The following is an 18,459-nucleotide window of genomic DNA, read 5'->3' on the forward strand; positions in this document are numbered from 1 at the left end:
GCGTGTCCATCGAGCCCGCGCAGTGGCAGCTGGGCCCGGAGAGCCGGGTCATCGAATCGGAGGGTTCGGACCCCGACACCTGGATCGTCGAGTTCCGGGACCGGAGGATCGACGAGCGGGGCTCGGTGCTCGCGGTCATCCGCCCGGAGGAGGGCACCTGGGCCGACGCCGTGGTGAGTGTCCCCCCGGACGTGGACACCCTGCCGGTGGCGTTCGTCGTCTGGGCACTCGACGAGGCCAGGCGGCGGCTCGACCGCTGACCCGCGGCCCGTTCGCCGGGGCTGTCGCACACCTGCGGCAGCCCCGGCTCCGTACAGCCGGGACGACTCCGTCCGGGGGATCCCTTCGGACATGACGGTGCTCGCCGCCTCCCTCGGCCCTACTCTCGGAGCCCGGTGACGAGGAAGAGGGCCGCATGCGCAAGGTGACGTACTCGATGGGGATGTCGCTCGACGGTTACATCGTCGGGCCCGACGGCGGTTTCGACTGGTCCGGTCCCGACGAGGAGGTGTTCCGGCTCGCGCTCGACGAGATCCGGGGCGTGGACGTGCATCTGATGGGGCGGCGGCTGTACGAGACGATGCTGTACTGGGAGACCGCCGAGCAGGACCAGTCGCTCGACGAGACCGAGCGGGAGTGGACCGCGCTCTGGAACCCGCTGCCGAAGGTGGTGTTCTCCACCACGCTGTCGGAGGTGCGGGGCAACGCCCGGCTGGCCACCGGCACGGTCGCGGAGGAGATCGCCCGGCTGCGGGCCGAGCCGGGGGAGGGGGAGATCGCCATCGGCGGTGCGACCCTCGCGGCGGCGGTGGCCGCGGCGGGCCTGATCGACGAGTACCGGCCCCGGGTGCACCCGGTGCTGCTCGGCGGCGGCATTCCGTACTTCCCCCGGCACGAGCGCCGGGAGGACCTCGAACTCCTGGAGACCCGCACCTTCACCTCCAAGGTCGTCCACCTCCGCTACCGGGTGGTGCGCTAGCCGCGTCGTTCGAGCCGTTCCCCGGCCGTGCCGTGGCCGGTTCGGGCCACTGCCCGCGCGGGGGTGGGCGGCGCACTACGTTCCGGAGCAGGGAGGCCCGCCCGTCCGGGGGCGGGCGGCGGAGCGAGCGGGGAGCACGGCTGATGGCCGATCAGACGGTGGACGACCGGAACCTGTGGCGGTCGGTGTACCGCGAGGACGGTGGCTGGGGGCCGGACTCGCGGTTCCCGGGTCACACGAGCGCGGCCGCACCGGTCCTGGTGGCGCTCGAGGACGAACTGCTGTGCCTGCACCTCGGCGAGCCGTACGGGAAGGGCGAGCACGACGTCCTCGACCTGCGGTGGACCGGGATCGTCCCGGACGGGGCGCGGCGGCGGGCGGCGGAACTGGACGCGCTGAAGGAGCGGACGGCCGGGCAGGCCGGGCGGGCCGAGCCGGACGCCGGGATCGCGGCCGCCGAGGCGACGGTGGCGGAGGCGGTGACCTGGGCCCCGGACGCCGTCGTCGACACGGCGGTGCACTACGAGGGCGCCACCCGCGTCCGGTACGAGAACGCGGTGAGCACCGGGACCCCGGCGGCGGCCGTGCACAACGGCGCCGCCCACGTCCTGCTGACGGTGCGGGACGCCGAGGAACCGGACTCGCCGGTGCGGCTGGTGGAGCTCACCTACGGCCGGCCGCCGGGGGCCGGAGCGGACGCCGCCCGGGTGTGGCGGGAGGGCCGCGCGCTCCCCGTCCCGGGTGCCGAGGGGGCGGCCCTGGTCCCGTTCCGGGGCACGCTGCACGCCTTCGTCCCGGACGTCGAGGGCGGCGTCCACTGCGTCCGTGACGAGGCGTCGGGGCAGTGGCGGCGCCTGGAGGAGCCCGTCGAGGCGCTGGCGGGAGCGTCGTCCCTGGCCGCCGTCGTGCACCGGGACGGCGTCCACGTCCTCGCCGGGGACGGTACCGGCCGCCTGGCGCACGTGGTGTTCGACGGTACGGCCTGGACCGCACCCGTCGAGGTCGCGGACGCGGTCGCGGTCGGCGCGAACGTCGCGCTGGCCTCGTCGGACGGCGTCCTGCACGCCGTGTTCCCCGGTCGGGGCGGGCCGCGGCTGTTCCACACCGTGTTCGACGGCGGGGGCTGGACGCCGCCGGTCGCGGTCGAGGGGCACGACTCCCGGCACACCCCGGCCCTGCTCGCCCTCACCGACGGGCCCGAGGGGGACCGGCGGAGCGCGCTGCTGATGGTCCACCGGGGTGTGGACGACTTCGTGCCGCCCCCGCGCCCGGCCCCGCCCGCCGCGCCGTCGGTGACCGGTACCGGAGGCTGGGTCGTCGGCGCCACGGTGGAGGGTTACGGCAGCGGCCGCTGGTCGCGGGCCCGCGCCCACGTCGAGGCGGGTCCGGCGGAGTTCGACGACGACGGCCGGGCCACCAGGGGTGTCCTGGCCGAGGCGCTCGTCCGGGCCGAGTACTACTGGGGCTTCTGCTACCAGGCCGACACGGCCGGGATCGCCGGCCGCGCCGCCCTCTACGAGGTCGTCGCCGCACCGGACGGCGGCGAGCGCCTGGAGCACCGGAGCGACCAGGACCGGCACTTCACCGCCACCGCCGGCGCGGTCTCCCGTTCCACCCTGACCTGGACCGGCCTGGACCCCGGAACGTACGAGATCCGCTTCACCGGACGGCGCAGCGGCGGCTACTGGTCCGCCACCGGCACCGCGGGCACCGTCGGTGCGGACCTCGGCGACGCGGACCTCGCCGTCTCCACCGTTCGCGTCACCCTCTGACCCGCCGCCGGGGTCCGGGCGGCGCCCGCCCGGACCCCGGCTCTCAGGCCCGCCCCCGCAGGCCGTCCAGGACGGTGTCCGCGAGGCGTTCCGGCAGGTCCGGCTCGATCGGGCGGTGGCCGAGCAGGGCGCGGGTCTGGAGGGGGGAGCAGAGCAGTTCGAGGGCGAGGCCGGTGTCGGTGCCGGCGGGGAGTTCGCCGCGTGCGACGGCCCGGTCGACGATCGCGCCCGCCAGTTCCAGGCGGGACTGCCAGAAGCTCTCCCAGGTTTCGGCGAGGCCGGGGTCGTCGGAGCTCAGCGCGGCCGCCCGGGCGACCGCGCGGCCCGCCGGGGTGGCGAGGTAGCCGGCCAGTGCGCGGGCGAAAGCGGCCAGGTCCGTGCGCACGTCACCGGTGTCGGGGACGGGGATGCCCTCGCTGCTCCCGGCCAGCACGGCGTCCAGCACCAGCTTCTCCCGGGTGCCCCAACGCCGGTACACCGTGGTCTCGTTGACGCCGGCTCGGGCCGCCACCGCCGCGATGCCGAACCGGGCGACACCCTCTTCGGCCAGTACCTCCAGGGCGGCGGCCAGAACGGCCTGCCGGACCCGCGCGGCGCGGCCGCCCGGGCGGCGGCGGATCGGGTCCGCGTCTTCCTCGGTCATGTGTCGATCACCTCGGTCACCACCCTAACGCAAGACCACTTGCGTTAGGTGCTGTCCAGGCGCATAGTCGTTAACGCAAGTGTTCCGGCTTTAAGCGCAATGGGAGGAACCATGTCCTTCACCTGGCCCGTGGACCCGCAGGACCTGTTCGTCGAGCGCCACCCCCAGATGACCCTCGGTCTGCCCGCCGTGGAGGTGGACGCGGTCCGCGCCGCCGTCACCGAGATGTGGCCGGACCGGCCGGGCGGCTGGGTGTACGAATGGTCCGCCCTCGCCGCCCGCCACGCCGCGGCGGGCCGCCACCGCCTGGCCGCGCAGGCCTACGGCTGGGCCAAGTTCCCCGCCCTGGCCGACGGTCCGAAGCGCACCGCGCTCGCGCGCCAGGTCGAGCAGTACGTCCTCGCCGCCCCGGACTTCCCGGTGGAGTTCGAACGCCGCACGGTCGACGTCCCGTACCTCGGCGGTGAGGCCCGTCTGCCGGTCCACCTGATGGCGGCCCCCGGACTGCCCGCCGACGCACCGGTGGTCCTGGCCAGCGGCGGCGTGGACTCCTGGAAGACCGACCTGCACGGCATGTGGGAGGGGCTCGCGCTCACCCTGCCCGCCCGGCTGCTGCTGTTCGACCTCCCCGGCACCGGGGAGACCGCCCACCTGCCGATGACCCCGGACGGCGGGGCCGAGGTGATCGCCGGGCTGGTCGCCCTCGCCCGCACGATCGGCAACGGCAGGGTGGGCCACTTCGGCATCTCGATGGGCGGTCACTACTCCGCCCGGACGGGACTGACCGGCGCCGTCGACGCCGCCGTGGTGCTCGGCGGCCCGGTCGAGCGGTCCTTCGCCCCCGGGCGAGGCTTCGCCTTCGGCATGGACGGCATCGTCGGCAACGCCCTGGGCTTCGACGCGCTGCCGGGCACGGCCGAGCGGGAGGCGGCCTTCGCCGCCTTCGACCTGCGCGCACTGCTGGACCGGGACACCAACGGGCCGATGCTGGTGGTCAACGGTGCCGAGGACGTCCATGTGCCGGTCGAGGACACCCTGGTGTTCGAGGGGCGCCGGGACACCGGGGTCGTGCTGATCCCGGACACCGGCCACTGCGCCATCTCGCGCTTCGGCGAGGCGATGGCCGTGATCACCCCCTGGCTGGCGGACGCGCTGTCCCGCTGACGCGCGCCGCCTGCTCGCCGCCTGCTCGCGCCTGCTCGCCGCCGGGCCGGTGCTCCCGGGAGCGGTTGCGCGCAGGGGCGCGGCGACCTGCGGAGGCCGCCACGGCACCGTGGCGGCCTCCTGTGCTCGTTGGCCGGTCCGTCCGACCGGGGTCGGCGCGCCCCGGTCAGCCGATCCGGATCAGCCCGGCGCTCGCGGTGGCGGGCTGGAGGGCCGGGCCGCCGGCGTAGGCGGCGGTGTAGCCCAGGTTGAGCAGGACGGTGAGGACCGGGCAGGGGCCGCTGCAGGCGGCGGTGCCGTTGGCACCGGTGACGGCGGTGCAGACGGTGGTGGAGCCGACGGTGAAGGTGATCGTGGCGCCGGCCACCGGGAGGCCCGTGACGGTGTCGGTGAGGGTGGCCGACAGGTTGAGGTTGACGCTCAACTGGCCGGGGGCGATGGAGAGCAGCAGCGGCGCCGCCGTGAGCCGGGTGGTGTCCCGGGTGTAGGTGTAGCGGTCGGAGGCGGTGGCGGTGCTGGTGCCGGCCGGGGTGGTGACGGTGACGTCGACGGGTCCGGCGGCGCTCGCGGCGGGGGCGGTCGCGGTGATCCGGGTGTCGCTCTCGACGGAGAACGACGTGGCGGCGGTGGCGCCGAACGCGACGGCGGTGGCGCCGGTCAGGTGGGTGCCGGTGATGACGACGGCGGTACCGCCGGCGGCCGGGCCCTGGGCGGGTGCGATGCCGGTGACGGTGGGCGCCGGGTCCTGGTAGGTGTACCGCCCGGCGGGGACGGTGCGGCCGGAGGCGGTGAGCGTCACGTCCACGGCGCCGGCCGGGTGCGGCGGGACGGTGGCGGTGACGGTCGTGCTGTTGACCACCGTGACGCCGGTCGCCGGGGTGCCGCCGAAGTCGACGGCCCGGGTGCCGGCCAGGTGGGACCCGGTGATGGTGACGGTGGTGCCGCCCGCGCTCGGTCCGTGGTCGGGGGCGAGGGCGGTGACGGCCGGTGCGGCCGGGGCCGTCGCCAGCGCGAACGGGGTGTTCCCGACGGGGACGGTCGCGGTCACGGTGTTGGTGGCGGTGTCGATCACCGAGAGGGTGTTGCCACCGCCGTTGGTGACGTACACGGCGCCGCCGTCCGGGTCGGCCAGCACGGCGGTCGGGATCGAACCGACCGGCACGGTGGCGACGACGCTGACGCTCGCGGTGTCCAGGACCGACACCGTGTTGGCGTTCTCGTTGGCGATGTACGCGAGGTGTCCGTCCGGCGAGACGGTGACGCCCGCCGGGCCGCCGCCGACCGGGACGACCGCGCTGATGGTGTCGGTGGCGGTGTCGATCACGGAGAGGTTGTTGCTGTTGAAGTTGGAGACGTAGACGTGCGCCCCGTCGGGGGCGACCGCCAGCCCGCTCGGGGTCCTGGCATCGGGCCTGGCGACGGTCGCGGTGACGGTGTTGGTGGCGGTGTCGATCACCGACACCGAGCTGCCGACGAAGTTGGCGACGTAGGCGCGCCGGCCGTCCGGGGTGAGGCCGATCGCGAAGGGCTGGTTGCCCACCTGCACGGTGGCGGTGACGGTCCGGGTGGCGGTGTCGATCACGTCCACGCCGCCGATGCCGGGGCCGAGGAACCGGCCGACGTAGGCGTGCGCGCCGTCCGGGGCGAAGCTCACCGGTCCGGGGAGCCGGCCGACCGCGATGGTGCCGGAGACGGTGTTGGTGGCGGTGTCGATGACCGAGACGGAGTCCGAGCCGTTGTTGGCGACGTACGCCTGCGTGCCGTCGGGGGAGACCGTCACGCCCTCGGGGAAGCTGCCGACCGGGACGGTGGTGATGACCGTGCCGCTCGCCGGGTCGTAGGCGGTGACGGAGTTGCCGCGCAGGTTGGCGATGTAGACGGGCCGGACGGCGGATTCCGCGTGCGCCGTCACGGCCGGGAGGACGGCGCCGAGCGTGCCGAGCATCGCGGTGGCGACGGCCGCCGCCGTAGCTCGCCGCAGTCTTCGCCGTCGTCGCGGCCGACCCGTCCTGCTGTCGGGGACCAGTGCCATGTGCTCCACCTCTCCGCGGGATGCGAGCAGCCCGGCCGCGCGACCGGGCACAGACTCATCACGTTATCCGCAGAATTCCTGACCTTTTGTCGGATGAGAGATGGTGGACGGTTCTGCCCGTTCGTCGGTGGAATGCGATCGTTCGGGATCGCCGGTGCCGTACGGGGGCGCTTCCGGCGCTGCGCTCGGGCGTGGGTCCGTGGGTCCGACAGCACGCCCTACGGCCGGACGGCGCCCATGTAGGGCATGACGCCGATCGGGAGGACCTCGATGTTCTTGCCGGTCCGGGGGGCGTGGATCATCTTGCCGTCGCCGATGTAGACGCCCACGTGGTGCAGGTCGTTGTAGAAGAAGACCAGGTCGCCGGGCTGGAGGTCGCCCCGGGCGATCCGGGCGCCGACCTTCCACTGCTCCTGGGAGGTGCGGGGAAGGCTGACGTCGGCCGCGCGGTAGGCGGCGCCGGTGAGGCCGGAGCAGTCGAAGCTGCTGGGACCGGTCTTGCTCCAGCCGTAGGGCTTGCCGAGCTGGGCGTAGGCGAACTGCACGATGGCGGCGGCGCGCCCGCCGGCGGCCGGCGGGGCCGGGGTGTTCGCGGCCGGTGCCGGGGTGTTCGCGGCGGGGGTCTGCGGGGCCGGTGCCGGGGTGTTCGGGGCCGGTGTCTGCGGGGCGGCGGTGGCGCCCTTGCCCGAAGCCTCCTTCGCGGCGGCCTTGGCCCTGTCGGCGGCCTCCTTCTCGGCGGCCTTGGCGCGCTCGGCGGCAGCGGCCTGCTGGGCGGCGGCCCTGGCCCTGTCGGCCGCTTCCTGGGCGTTGATCCTGGCGCGGTCCTCGGCACTGAGCCTGTTGAGCAGCGCCTCGGACTGGGCGAGCTTGCTCTGGATCTGGGTCTTCTGGGCGTTGAGCGAGGCACCGACGGCGTCGAGGTCGGCGAGGGTGGCGGCGGCCTCGGCGCGCTCCTGGTCGAGCTTGCGCTGTTCGTCCTGGGCCCGCCTGAGCAGGTTCGTCCAGGAGTCGGCGACCTGGCCCTGCACCGAGGCGCGTCCCAGGTAGCCGGCCGGGTCGGAGTCGAGCATCAGCTGGATGCCCGGGTCGATGCCGTTGGTGCGGTACTGCTCGGCGCCCACCACACCGAGCTGGGTGCGCAGTTCGTTCATCGCGTCCTGGCCGCGGGCGAGCTTCTCCTGGATCCGGTTGGCCTCGCCCTGGAGCTTCTGCTGCTTCTCCTGGAAGCCGTTGTAGCGCTCGATCGCCTGCTCGGCCTCCTCGTTGAGCCGGTCCACCTGCTCCTTGACGGAGGCGAGGGTGGGAGCGGGCTCGGCACGGGCCGCGCCGGAGGCGAGCACCGTCCCGCCGACCACGGCCGTGGTGAGGACCGCGAGGCGGGCCCGGCTCGGCGGGCTGGGCTTTCGACGCTTTCCCATGGCGGAGGGTGCTCCTTCGGGCGGGCTGAACGGACACTGAAGAAACGTTCCGGGGATCTTCGCGGGTTCAGCCCGGGGCCCGGCGCGGCCCGAAAGGGCAGGTCGAGGGCGTGCCGGAGCCCCTCCCCGCAGCGGTGCGGGGAGGGGCTGGGAGGGGCGGGAGGGGCCGGGGAAGGCTCAGCCGGCGACGAAGTAGCCGGTCAGGTCGGCGATCACGTGGGTGAATCCGCCGGAGTGGTGGTAGATGTCCACGGAGCCCGGGGCACCGCCCAACTGGGCGGTGACGCCGTTGGCCACCGTCTGGCCGGCCGCGAAGTTGAGGTTCGACGTCCCGGGGCGGCCGGCCCCGTCGGCGGCGAAGACCTCCAGGTGTCCGTCGGCCCGAGGTTCGGTGACGGTCACGTTCAGGGTGGCGGCGGTGGCGTCGGCCGGGACCCCGGCGACCCCGGCGACCGGGAACTCCAGCGTGCTGAAGGCCCAGGCGCCGTATCCGGGACGGGTGTCGAGCAGCCGGGTCTGGTCGGTCACCGCGCTGTAGAGGTTGTGGCCGGACGGGCCGTAGAAGCCGACGAGGTCGACCACGAGGTCGGTGGAGCCGGTGTTGAAGAGCTTGACCTTCCCGTCCGCGCCGACCGGGACCACGACCTGGTTGGCGACGGTCCGGCCCGGTCCGTAGCTGACGTTGGAGCCCTGGTTCGGCAGGGTCTCGCCGGAGGCGTACGCGACGACGAAGCCCTCCTTCGACGGGTCGACGGCGGTGACGTTCAGGACCACGGCCTTGGCGCCGGCCGTGCCGAGCTCCTCCCGGGCGACGTCGGCGGTGACGATGCTGCCCCAGCCGAGCCGCCCGCCCTCGACCCGGGTGTCGGCGAGCCTGGTCGGGCGGACCGGGTCGTACTTCTGGGCCGGCCGCTCCGGGGTGCTGGGCGCGTAGTAGCCGAGGACGTCGGCGACGACGTCGGTGGTGCCCGCGTTGTTGTAGACGCTGATCTCCGGGGTGTCGTACCGCCCGTTCGGGGCGAGCGCGACGGTGACCGTGTTGGAGACCGTCTCGCCGGCCTTGAAGTTCAGCGTCGACGTGGCGGGAACACCCGGCAGGCCGGCGTCGCGGCGGACGGTGAGGTAGCCGTCCGCGGTGGTGTTGGTGGCGGTCACGTTGACCACCACGGCGGTGGCGTCCGCGGGGACGGCGGCGTAGTACTGCGGGGCGTGGTTCCTCCAGCTCACGATGGGAACGTGGAAGTTCTCGCCGGCGGCCAGCGGGTGCCAGGTCCGCGTCCAGTTCTGGTTGTTGCGGGTGTCGAGCACCCGGGTGATGCGGAGCGGCACGAAGGCGGCCGGGGCGGTGGCCCCGTCGGTGCCCGCGGACACCGCGGCCGGCGCGGTGCCGGGTGCCGGGGCCGGGGCGGCCGAGGCGGTGGTGACGGGCAGGGTGAGGACCAGGGCCGTGAGCGCGGCGACGGCCATGGCGGAACGGGTACGCATGAGTGGATTCCCCCAGGGAGCTGTGTGCGCAGGCTGTTTCCGACAGCCTGCGTATCTGCGGACGACTGAGCCGTCGTTCCGACGACGAATGACTTCGGGAAAGTTCGACGGCGATCCAGGGCACGCCGAACGACCGTAAGGTGGGTGTGTTTCTTGCGGCAAGGACTTTTTCGGCCCCCCCGCGGCGCGATCGGCGGCGACCCGTCGGGCGTCGCCGGGGAGCAGCGGGGCGGGGCGGCGGCCGGGGGAGCGGGCGTCCCGTCGCCCTCCCCGCGCCGCCGTGCGGGGAGGGCAACGGGATGCCGGGTCAGCCCTGGACGAAGTAGCCGGTCAGGTCGGCGATCAACTGGCTCCGGCCGGCGGCGTGGTGGTAGATGTCCACCGAGCCGGGGTCGCCGCCGAGACCGGTGGTGACGCCGTTGGCCACCGTCCGGCCGGCGTCGAAGTTGAGGTTCGACGTCCCGGGCCGCTGGAACAGGTCGTCGGACTCGAAGACCTCGAGGTGTCCGTCGGCCTGCGGCTCGGTGACGGTCATGTTCAGGGTGACGGCGGTGGCGTCGGCCGGGACTCCCGAGATCCCGGCCACCGGGAGCCGCCGGGTGCTGAAGGCGAGCTCGCCGGAGCCGTAGCGGGTGTCCACCAGGCGGCTCTGCTCGGTCATCGCACTGTAGAGGTTGGTGCCCGAGGGGCCGTAGGCACCGACGATGTCGACCACGAGGTCGGTGGAGCCGGTGCTGAAGAACTCGATCGTTCCGTCCGGGCCGACCGGGACCACCACCTGGTTGGCGACGGTCCGCCCCGGTCCGTAGTTCACGTGGGAGCCTTCGAAGGGCAGCGGGCTGCTGGCCTGGTGGGCGACGACGTAGCCCTCCGTCGACGGGTCGACGGCGGTGACGTTCAGGACCACCGCCCTGGCGTCGGTGGTGCCGAGGTCCCGCCGGGCGACGACGGCGCTCACCACGCCGCCCCGGCCGAGGCGCCCGCCCTCGACCCTGGTGTCGGTGAGGCGGGTCGGGCGGATCGGTGCGTACTTCTGGCCCGGCAGCTGCGGGGTGCTGGGTATGTAGTAGCCGAGGATGTCGACCACGACGTCGGTGGTGCCCGCGTTGTTGTAGACGTTGATCTTCGGGCTGGTGCCCGCCCCGCGCGGGTCGACCGCGACCGTGACCATGTTGGAGACGGTCTCGCCGGCCTCGAAGTTGAGCGTGGACGTGGCCGGCGCCCCCGGCATGTTGCCGTCGCGGCGGACGGTGAGGTAGCCGTCCGCGGTGGGGTTGGTGGCGGTCACGTTGACCACCACGGCGGTGGCGTCCGCCGGGACGACCGGAATCTCGCGCGGGGTGTGGTTCTTCCAGTTGGAGAGCGGGACGTCGAAGCTCTCCCCGGGCTGCAGCTTCCGGGCCTGCGCGGCCGGGGTCTCCTGGTAGCTGCGGGTGTCGAGCGCCCGGGTGATGCCGAGCGGTACGAAGGCGGCCGGGGCGGTGGCCCGGCCGGGGCCGACGGGCGGGCCACCGGGGGTGGCCGGTGCGGCCGAGGCGGTGGTGACGGGCAGGGTGAGGACCAGGGCCGCGAGTGCGGCGACGGCCACGGCGGAACGGACGCGCATGAGTGAATTCCCCCCAAGGATTGGTGTGTTGCAGGCCATCCCCCTGGCCTGCATTCCTATGGACGGCCGGTCCGGCGCATCGGTTGCGAGGAATTCCGGGGAATTTTCGGCCGCGGATCCGGGGCTCCGCAAACCCGGCAAACCGGGTGGGAATATCCCCTTCGCGGGCGCGGATGCGCTTTTGCTGTCCGAATTATGACGACCTGTCGGAGAAGAGCGGCCGGTGGTCCTGTCCGCAGCGCCGCCGCCCTCCCCGTGCCAGGCGGGAAGGGCGGCGCCGAGTACCCGTCAGCCCTCGACGAAGTAGCCCGTCAGGTCGGCGATCAGCTGGCTCGGGCCGGCGGAGTGGTGGTAGACGTCCACGGCGTGCTGGACGCCGCCCTGGTCGGTGGTGACGCCGTTGGCCACCGTCCGGCCGGCGTTGAAGTTGAGGTTCGACGTGCCGGGCCGGCCGCCCTGGTCGGCCGGGTAGACCTCCAGGTGCCCGTCGGCCTGTGGCTCGGTGACGGTCATGTTCATCGTCACGGAGGTGGCGTTCTCCGGGACCCCGGCGGTACCCGTCACCGGCAGCCGGCGGGTGCTGAAGGCGGGCTGGCCGCCGTCGTAGCGGGTGTCCAGCAGCCGGGTCTGCTCGGTCACCGCGCTGTAGAGGTCGTGCGCCCAGGGGCCGTAGTAGCCGATGACGTCGATGACGAGGTCGGTGGAGCCGGTGTTGAAGAGGTTGATGTTCCCGTCCGGGCCGACCGGGACCACGACCTGGTTGGCGACGGTTCGGCCGGGCCCGTAGTTCAGGTGGGAGCCCTCGATCGGCAGGTCGCTGCCGGAGGGGTAGGCGACCAGGAAGCCCTCGGTCGACGGGTCGACGGCCGTGACGTTCAGGAGCACCGACGTGGCCTCGTAGGTGCCGAGGGAGTCCCGGGCGACGCCCGCGGTCACGACGCTGCCCCAGCGGAGCCGTCCCCCCTCGGTCCGGGTGTCGGTGATCCGGACCGGCCGGACGGTGTCGTACCGGTCGGCCGTCCGGGTCGACGTGCTCGGCGCGTAGTAGCCGAGGACGTCGACCACGACGTCGGTGGTGCCCGCGTTGTTGTAGACGCTGATCTGCGGGCTGGTGCCCGCCCCGCGCGGGTCGACCGCGACGGTGACCGTGTTGGAGACGGTCTCGCCGGCCTTGAAGTTCAGCGTGGAGGTGGCCGGTGCACCCGGCCGGTCGACGTTCCGGCGGACGGTGAGGTAGCCGTCCTCGGTGGGGTTGGTGGCCGTCACGTTGACCACCACGGCGGTGGCGTCCGCCGGGACGGTCGGGATCTCGCGCGGGGGGTGGGACTTCCAGGCGGAGAGCGGGACGGCGAAGTTCTCCCCGGGCTGGAGCTTGCGCGCCGCCCCGGCCGGGTTCTCCCGGTAGCTGCGGGTGTCGAGCAGCCGCCGGATGCCGAGCGACACGAAGCCGGCCGGGGCGGTGGCCCCACCGGTGCCGGTGGACGCGGTGCCGGGCGTCGCTCCGGGGGCCGGGGTCGGGGCCGGGGCGGCCGAGGCGGTGGTGACGGGCAGGGTCAGGACCAGCGCCGTGAGTGCGGCGGTGGTCATGGCGGAGCGGGCTCGCATGGTTGTTCTCCCCAGGAGGGTGGTGTGCCGCAGGCCGTTCCGGTGGCCTGTACTCCTAAGGACGGGCGGGTCCCGCGCAGGTTGCGAACGAGTCCCGGGAATCTTTTCGACGGCGGGCCGGGCGGGCCGGCAGGGCGCGGCGACACCGGACGGCCCGCCCGTCGTCAGCCCGCCGGGCCGGCGGTGGCGGGCTGTTCGGCGTCGCCGAAGCGGGCCAGGGTGAGGGCGCCGAGGACAGCGGCGGCGAAGCCCAGCACGGCGAGCGGGGTGAGGTCGTGGCGGGTGTGGTCACCGAGGAGGAGGACACCGACGACCGCCGGCCCCAGGGTCTCGCCGAGGACCATGGCGGCGGTCGCGGCCGTGACCGACCCGGTCTGCATGGCCGAGGTGAGGGCGGCGAAACCGCCGAGCCCGGCCAGGGCGACCGCGTAGGCGGAGGGTTCGGTGAGCAGGTCCGGCAGCCGGGGGTCGGGCAGGACCCGGACGGCGACGCCGACCACGCCGAACTGGAGACCCGCCACCAGACCCAGCAGCGGCGCCCGGCGGTGGTCGGTGAAGCGGACCACGGCCCAACCCGCACCGATCAGCAGCAGCGAGACGAGCAGCACACCGAGCCGCAGCCCCGTGCCGCCGTGGCCGGGCCCGTCCCGCCCGGCGCTCACGGCGAGCACGCACAGCCCCACGCAGACCGCCGCCACCCCGGCCCACTCGCTGCGCCGCAGCCGCACGTGCAGCACCCGGGCGGCGCCGACGGCGGTCACGGCGAGGGCGGAGGCCAGCACCGCCTCGACCTCGTACAGGGGGAGCCGCTCCAGGGCGAGGAGTTCGGCGCCGAAGCCGAGCATGTCCATCCCGACGCCCACCAGGAACGGCCACTGCCGGAACGCCCCGGCGAGCGCCGCCGCCCCGCCGGGCGGCAGCCCGGCCGAGGCGCGGCGGGCCCCGACCGCCTGGAGCACGGTGGCGGAGCCGGTGAGCAGGGCGGCGGCCAGGGCCGCGAGCAGGCCGAAGGACATGCGCCGACGGTACGGTCCGCCGCCGCCCCTGCTCCGCTCCGGCGCGCCGGGCGGAGGGCCTACGATTCCGGTGACCGGTACGTCTCCGTGCGGAGCCGCACGGTGTCCGTCCGTCGCCACCGTCGTCGACGGGGCGACGTGGGCGACGTCAGTACCGTCAATACCCTCAAGACCGTCATGCTGTCGTGCTGAAAGGGGCCCCAGAGTGGCCAGTAGTGTCGAGACGCTGGAATTCCAGGCCGAGACCAGGCAGTTGCTCCGGCTGGTGATCCACTCGATCTACTCGAACAAGGACATCTTCCTGCGGGAGCTGATCTCCAACGCCTCCGACGCGTTGGACAAGCTGCGACTGGAGTCGCTGGCCGGCTCCACCGTCGGGGCCGACACCTCGGACCTGCACGTCGCGCTGGAGGTCGACCGCGAGGCCCGCACGCTGACCGTCCGTGACAACGGGATCGGTATGAGCCGGGACGACCTGGTCGACCTGATCGGCACCATCGCCAAGTCCGGCACCGCCGGCCTGCTGGAGAAGATCAAGGAGTCCCAGGACGCCGCCGCCGCGCAGAGCCTGATCGGACAGTTCGGCGTCGGCTTCTACTCGGCGTTCATGGTGGCCGACAAGGTCACCCTGCGCACCCGGCGGGCCGGTACCGACGCCGGTACCCAGTGGGAGTCCGACGGCGAGGGCACCTACGAGCTCCAGGCCGTCGACGGCCTGCCGGTGGGGACCTCGGTCACGCTGCACCTCAAGCCGGTGGACGGCGAGGACGGTCTGGCCGACTACCTGGCCGGGTGGAAGATCCGCCAGATCGTCAAGCAGTACTCGGACTTCATCCGCTGGCCGATCCGGATGGCCGCCGAGGGCACCGCGGCCGCCCAGGCCGGCCAGGCCGCGGAGGACGCCGAGGAGGGCGGGACCGGCGGGGACGCCGCCGCGGAGCCCGTCGTCGAGACCCTCAACTCGATGAAGGCGCTCTGGGCCCGGCCCCGCAGCGAGGTCACCGAGGCCGAGTACACCGAGTTCTACCAGCAGATCAGCCACGACTGGCTCGCCCCCGCCGAGACCATCCACATGCGCGCCGAGGGCACCTTCGAGTACGAGGCGCTGCTCTTCGTCCCCGCGCAGGCACCGTTCGACCTGTTCTCGCGCGAGACCAAGCGCGGCGTGCAGCTGTACGTCAAGCGGGTGTTCATCATGGACGACTGCGAAGCGCTGATGCCGAACTACCTGCGCTTCGTCAAGGGAGTGGTGGACGCCCACGACCTGTCGCTGAACATCTCGCGGGAGATCCTGCAGCACGACCGCCAGATCCAGGCCGTGCGTCGGCGGCTGGTCAAGAAGGTCCTCGGCGCGCTCAAGACCGTGCAGGCGAACGACGCCGAGCGCTACGCCAAGCTCTGGGACCAGTTCGGCCGGGCGCTGAAGGAGGGGCTGGTCGAGGACCCCGACAACTCCCAGGCCCTGCTGGAGCTGCTGTCGCTCCCCTCCACCCACGACGCCGAGCGGCCCACCACCCTGCGTGCCTACGTGGAGCGGATGAAGGAGGGGCAGGAGGCGATCTACTACCTGACCGGCGAGACCCGGACCGCGGTGGAGAACTCCCCGCACATGGAGGCGTTCACCGCCAAGGGTTACGAGGTGCTCGTCCTCAGCGACCCGATCGACGAGATCTGGGCCGACCGGACCCCCGCCTTCGACGGCCACCGCTTCCAGTCCATCGCCAAGGGCCAGGTCGACCTGGACGACGCGGCCGGCGCGGACCAGGAGGCCGAGGCCGAGCGGACGCGGCGCGAGCAGGACTTCGCCGAGCTGCTGCCCTGGCTGACCTCGGCGCTGTCGGAGCAGGTGAAGCAGGTCCGGCTGTCCTCGCGGCTGACCACCTCCGCGGCCTGCATCGTCGGTGACGCCGACGACATCTCCCCGACCCTGGAGAAGATGTTCCGGGCGACCGGGCAGGAGATGCCGCCGGTCCGGCGCACCCTGGAGCTCAACCCCGGCCACCCGCTGATCACCGCCCTGCGCACCTCGCACGCGGCGGACCCGGCGAACCCGGCGCTGACCGAGATCGCCGAGCTGGTGTACGGCGGCGCGCTGCTCGCCGAGGGCGGTGACCTGCCCGACCCGGCCCGCTTCACCCGGCTGCTCACCACCCACCTGACGCGGGGTCTGTAGGGCACCCGGGTGCGGTCCGCCGCCCCCCGGCGGCGGCCCGCACCCGGCCTCCCGGCTCCCGCGGCCGGCCGCCGTCGCCGTCGCCGTCCGTGACCTCCCGCGGCCTCCCGCCCGCGCGGCGGCGGGCCGTGGTGGATCATGGGTGGACGGCGACGGAGGTCGTCGTCCGAGGTCGGGGGCCGGGCGATCGGCGACCCGACACGGCGCAGCGGTGGGGGGTCTCATGGGGTGGTCCAGCGTGTCGGCGGCCGTCGTACCGGCGGCGGACCGGTTCGAGTGGTTCCGGGAGGCCGTCGCCACCGAGGTGATGCCGTTGTCCGTCAGCTCGGACCACGCCGGCGACTTCCACGCCGACATCGCGGGCGTGGAGCTGGGGCCGGTCCGGATGGCGTCGTTCGCCTACTCGCCGATCGTGGCGCGGCGCTCGGCGGCACACGTCCGGCAGGGCGATCCCGAGGACTACCAGCTGACCCTGGTGTCGCGCGGCTGCTTCCGGCTCTCCCACCTTGGCCGGGAGGAGCCGATCGCCGGGGACATGGTCCTGGCGGACACCTCACGGCCGATGGTGACCGAGTGCGTGCGGGCCGACGGACCGGTCCGGGCCCTGGTGCTCCAGGTCCCCCGGTCCGCGGTGCCGCTGCGCCCCGACCGGGTGGACCGGCTGCTCGCCCGGCGCATCCCCGCCCGGCGGGGCAGCGGGGCGATCCTTTCCGGCTTCCTGAACACCCTGGCCGAGCAGGCGCCGTACTGCGCCGAGGACGAGCTGGCCGGTCTCGGACCGGTGCTGGTCGATCTGGTCGGTGCCTGTCTGGCCCACCAGCTGGGAGTCCTGGACGAGGTGCCGGCCGACGCCCGCGCCAGGCTGACCCTGGAACGCGTCCTCGCCTTCATCGAGCACAACCTCGGTGATCCTGACCTCACACCCCGGCTGATAGCCGAGCGTCACCACTTGTCCCTGCGTGCCCTCTACGCGTTGTTCGAGGACCGGCCCGAGAGCGTCTCGGCCACCGTGCGCCGCCGTCGGCTGGAGCGGTCCCACGCCGACCTCGCCCGCCGCGACCTCGGCGAGCGGTCGGTGCGGGCGGTCGCCGCCCGCTGGGGCTTCTCCAGCCACACGGCCTTCAGCCGCGCCTTCCGCGAGCGGTACGGCATCACCCCGCGCGAACACCGGGCCGTGGCCGTGGCGGAGGTCGGGGCGGGGGCGGGGGCCGACCGCCCGGCCGGTGCGGACGACAGGCCCGGGGCGGGGGCCGCCCGCCCGGCCGGTGCGGACGGTCAGGCGGTGGGAACGGGCCAGGGGACGTCGGTGGCGACCGGAGCGGCGTAGTCGACGCCCGGCACGGCGAACCCGTAGAGGCGCTGGACCTCGGCGCGGAACCAGTCCAGGTCGGCGAGCCCGGCGACGGTGTCCGTGGTGGCGGCCCGCCAGCGTTCGGCCACGGCCGCCTGGACGGCGTCGGCGAGTTCCCAGCCGTCCAGGCGGACCCGGCCCTCCGGGTCGAGGGCGAGCGGGGCGGCGCCGGTGAGCCCGTCCCACAGGGCGGCGAGCTGGTGGACCGGCGGGACCATGCGCTCGCCGAGGACGCCGCGCAGCAGACCGGTGTAGAGGGCGATGCCGGGGACGGCGGTGGAGGACTGGGTGACGGCGGCGCCGTTGACGGAGGTCACGGCGCGGCCGCCGACCGCGGCGCCGAGCCGCTCGTCCAGGGTCCGGGCGGTGGCCTCCAGGTGCATCTTGGCCGCGCCGATGGTGCCCCGACGGTAGATCGCGGACGTCAGTGGCGAACCGATGTACGACAGTGCGGCGGTGCTGAAGCCCTCGGCGAGCAGGCCCCGGCCGGCCAGGTGGTCGATCCAGCGCTCCCAGTCCGCGCCGCCCATGACGGCCACGGTCTGCTCGACGTCGTCGCCCCCGGCCGGCGCGGTCTCGACCTCGCGGACCTCCGCGGCGCCCTGGTCGTCGAAGACCAGGGTGCTGGTGCGGCTCGCCGCGCCGATCGGCCTGAGCACGGAGGCGTAGGTCGTCCCCGTGTCGGGGTCGGTGCGGCGGGGCGCCGCGACGGAGTACACCAGGTGGTCCAGCCGGCCGCCGAATCGCTCCTGGAGGAGATCGGCGACCTGGTCCTTCACCGGGTCGGAGAAGGCGTCGCCGTTCAGGAACACCAGGTCCCGGCCGGCCGCGCGGGCGAGCTCGGCGGTGGCGGCGGTGCGGTACCAGCCCGCCGTGGCGGTGCGCCGCTCGGTCGGGGCCTTCTCGAAGGAGACCGCGATCCCGCGGACACCGGCCCGCTTGAGCCCGGCGACGGTGGCGGCGAGGCCGTAGCCGGCCGAGGAACCGATGACCAGGGCGACCGGTCCGTCACCGTCGGGCAGCCGGTCCGGCGCGGGGCAGGTTTCCCACATGTCGGTCACCAGCTGCCGGCAGCCCGCCGGGTGGGCGTCGAGGAAGAGGAAGCCCCGGTTGCGGGGAGTGAGAACACGCGGGGTCATGGTGGTCCGTCCTGGGGGTCGGCCTGGGTGGGCCGGGAACGAGGTGCGGCGTCCGGCGGGGCCGCCGGTGTCCTGC

General features: G+C 74.0%; 14 protein-coding genes. 6 read left to right on the top strand and 8 right to left on the bottom strand.

Annotated elements, in window-relative coordinates; all coding sequences use genetic code 11:
• Positions 1-2 precede the first annotated feature (2 nt).
• The 3 genes from ACIPYS_RS31600 to ACIPYS_RS31610 all read left to right on the top strand — a co-directional run bounded on the left by ACIPYS_RS31600 (position 3) and on the right by ACIPYS_RS31610 (position 2,751).
• Positions 3-260, top strand: coding sequence for a hypothetical protein (locus ACIPYS_RS31600; RefSeq protein WP_400752575.1), 258 nt, complete (start codon positions 3-5; stop codon positions 258-260).
• A 155-nt stretch (positions 261-415) separates the two neighbouring features.
• Positions 416-979 (top strand): dihydrofolate reductase family protein, encoded by a 564-nt coding sequence (locus ACIPYS_RS31605; RefSeq protein WP_400752578.1) that lies wholly within the window; start codon positions 416-418, stop codon positions 977-979.
• 143 nt (positions 980-1,122) lie between these two features.
• On the top strand, positions 1,123-2,751 hold the full coding sequence (locus ACIPYS_RS31610) for a hypothetical protein (protein WP_400752581.1): 1,629 nt from the start codon (positions 1,123-1,125) through the stop codon (positions 2,749-2,751).
• 43 nt (positions 2,752-2,794) lie between these two features.
• On the opposite strand, the gene ACIPYS_RS31615 is transcribed toward ACIPYS_RS31610, so the two are convergent.
• A complete protein-coding gene (locus ACIPYS_RS31615) occupies positions 2,795-3,394 on the bottom strand; it encodes a TetR/AcrR family transcriptional regulator (RefSeq protein WP_400752584.1) in 600 nt (199 codons plus the stop codon).
• Positions 3,395-3,505: 111 nt separating this feature from the next.
• Between ACIPYS_RS31615 and ACIPYS_RS31620 the strand changes: the two genes are divergently transcribed.
• Positions 3,506-4,558 carry an alpha/beta fold hydrolase gene (locus ACIPYS_RS31620; protein WP_093858776.1) on the top strand — a complete coding sequence of 351 codons (1,053 nt, stop codon included), beginning with the start codon at positions 3,506-3,508 and terminating at the stop codon, positions 4,556-4,558.
• 166 nt (positions 4,559-4,724) lie between these two features.
• On the opposite strand, the gene ACIPYS_RS31625 is transcribed toward ACIPYS_RS31620, so the two are convergent.
• From ACIPYS_RS31625 to ACIPYS_RS31650, 6 genes are all read right to left on the bottom strand, one after another.
• Positions 4,725-6,590 (bottom strand): IPT/TIG domain-containing protein, encoded by a 1,866-nt coding sequence (locus tag ACIPYS_RS31625; RefSeq protein WP_400752588.1) that lies wholly within the window; start codon positions 6,588-6,590, stop codon positions 4,725-4,727.
• Between the two features lie 218 nt (positions 6,591-6,808).
• On the bottom strand, positions 6,809-8,008 hold the full coding sequence (locus ACIPYS_RS31630) for a C40 family peptidase (RefSeq protein WP_093858774.1): 1,200 nt from the start codon (positions 8,006-8,008) through the stop codon (positions 6,809-6,811).
• Between the two features lie 177 nt (positions 8,009-8,185).
• Entirely contained in the window at positions 8,186-9,493 is a 1,308-nt protein-coding gene (locus ACIPYS_RS31635) for a hypothetical protein (RefSeq protein ID WP_400752593.1), read from the bottom strand.
• A gap of 307 nt (positions 9,494-9,800) precedes the next feature.
• Positions 9,801-11,099, bottom strand: coding sequence for a hypothetical protein (locus ACIPYS_RS31640; RefSeq protein WP_400752596.1), 1,299 nt, complete (start codon positions 11,097-11,099; stop codon positions 9,801-9,803).
• A 288-nt stretch (positions 11,100-11,387) separates the two neighbouring features.
• Positions 11,388-12,704: a hypothetical protein gene (locus ACIPYS_RS31645; protein WP_400752599.1), complete on the bottom strand. Its 1,317-nt coding sequence runs from the start codon at positions 12,702-12,704 to the stop codon at positions 11,388-11,390.
• Positions 12,705-12,868: 164 nt separating this feature from the next.
• Positions 12,869-13,720 (bottom strand): hypothetical protein, encoded by an 852-nt coding sequence (locus ACIPYS_RS31650; protein ID WP_400752603.1) that lies wholly within the window; start codon positions 13,718-13,720, stop codon positions 12,869-12,871.
• Positions 13,721-13,925: 205 nt separating this feature from the next.
• Between ACIPYS_RS31650 and htpG the strand changes: the two genes are divergently transcribed.
• On the top strand, positions 13,926-15,893 hold the full coding sequence (gene htpG / locus ACIPYS_RS31655; RefSeq protein WP_400752606.1) for a molecular chaperone HtpG: 1,968 nt from the start codon (positions 13,926-13,928) through the stop codon (positions 15,891-15,893).
• A 223-nt stretch (positions 15,894-16,116) separates the two neighbouring features.
• Positions 16,117-17,220, top strand: coding sequence for a helix-turn-helix domain-containing protein (locus ACIPYS_RS31660; RefSeq protein WP_400752609.1), 1,104 nt, complete (start codon positions 16,117-16,119; stop codon positions 17,218-17,220).
• On the opposite strand, the gene fabV is transcribed toward ACIPYS_RS31660, so the two are convergent.
• Positions 17,169-18,383, bottom strand: coding sequence for an enoyl-[acyl-carrier-protein] reductase FabV (gene fabV, locus ACIPYS_RS31665; RefSeq protein ID WP_400752612.1), 1,215 nt, complete (start codon positions 18,381-18,383; stop codon positions 17,169-17,171). The two genes, ACIPYS_RS31660 and fabV, sit on opposite strands and share 52 nt — an antisense overlap.
• Positions 18,384-18,459 lie beyond the last annotated feature (76 nt).

This window comes from Kitasatospora sp. NPDC089913, from assembly GCF_044748625.1.
GTDB lineage: Bacteria > Actinomycetota > Actinomycetes > Streptomycetales > Streptomycetaceae > Kitasatospora.

Bases quoted from the DNA above. Each gene is read 5' to 3' on its own strand.
- ACIPYS_RS31605 (WP_400752578.1), top strand. From the start codon at position 416: ATGCGCAAGGTGACGTACTCGATGGGGATGTCGCTCGACGGTTACATC.
- ACIPYS_RS31610 (WP_400752581.1), top strand. From the start codon at position 1,123: ATGGCCGATCAGACGGTGGACGACCGGAACCTGTGGCGGTCGGTGTAC.
- ACIPYS_RS31615 (WP_400752584.1), bottom strand. From the start codon at position 3,394: ATGACCGAGGAAGACGCGGACCCGATCCGCCGCCGCCCGGGCGGCCGC.
- ACIPYS_RS31620 (WP_093858776.1), top strand. From the start codon at position 3,506: ATGTCCTTCACCTGGCCCGTGGACCCGCAGGACCTGTTCGTCGAGCGC.
- ACIPYS_RS31625 (WP_400752588.1), bottom strand. From the start codon at position 6,590: ATGGCACTGGTCCCCGACAGCAGGACGGGTCGGCCGCGACGACGGCGA.
- ACIPYS_RS31630 (WP_093858774.1), bottom strand. From the start codon at position 8,008: ATGGGAAAGCGTCGAAAGCCCAGCCCGCCGAGCCGGGCCCGCCTCGCG.
- ACIPYS_RS31635 (WP_400752593.1), bottom strand. From the start codon at position 9,493: ATGCGTACCCGTTCCGCCATGGCCGTCGCCGCGCTCACGGCCCTGGTC.
- ACIPYS_RS31640 (WP_400752596.1), bottom strand. From the start codon at position 11,099: ATGCGCGTCCGTTCCGCCGTGGCCGTCGCCGCACTCGCGGCCCTGGTC.
- ACIPYS_RS31645 (WP_400752599.1), bottom strand. From the start codon at position 12,704: ATGCGAGCCCGCTCCGCCATGACCACCGCCGCACTCACGGCGCTGGTC.
- ACIPYS_RS31650 (WP_400752603.1), bottom strand. From the start codon at position 13,720: ATGTCCTTCGGCCTGCTCGCGGCCCTGGCCGCCGCCCTGCTCACCGGC.
- ACIPYS_RS31660 (WP_400752609.1), top strand. From the start codon at position 16,117: ATGGGGTGGTCCAGCGTGTCGGCGGCCGTCGTACCGGCGGCGGACCGG.
- fabV (WP_400752612.1), bottom strand. From the start codon at position 18,383: ATGACCCCGCGTGTTCTCACTCCCCGCAACCGGGGCTTCCTCTTCCTC.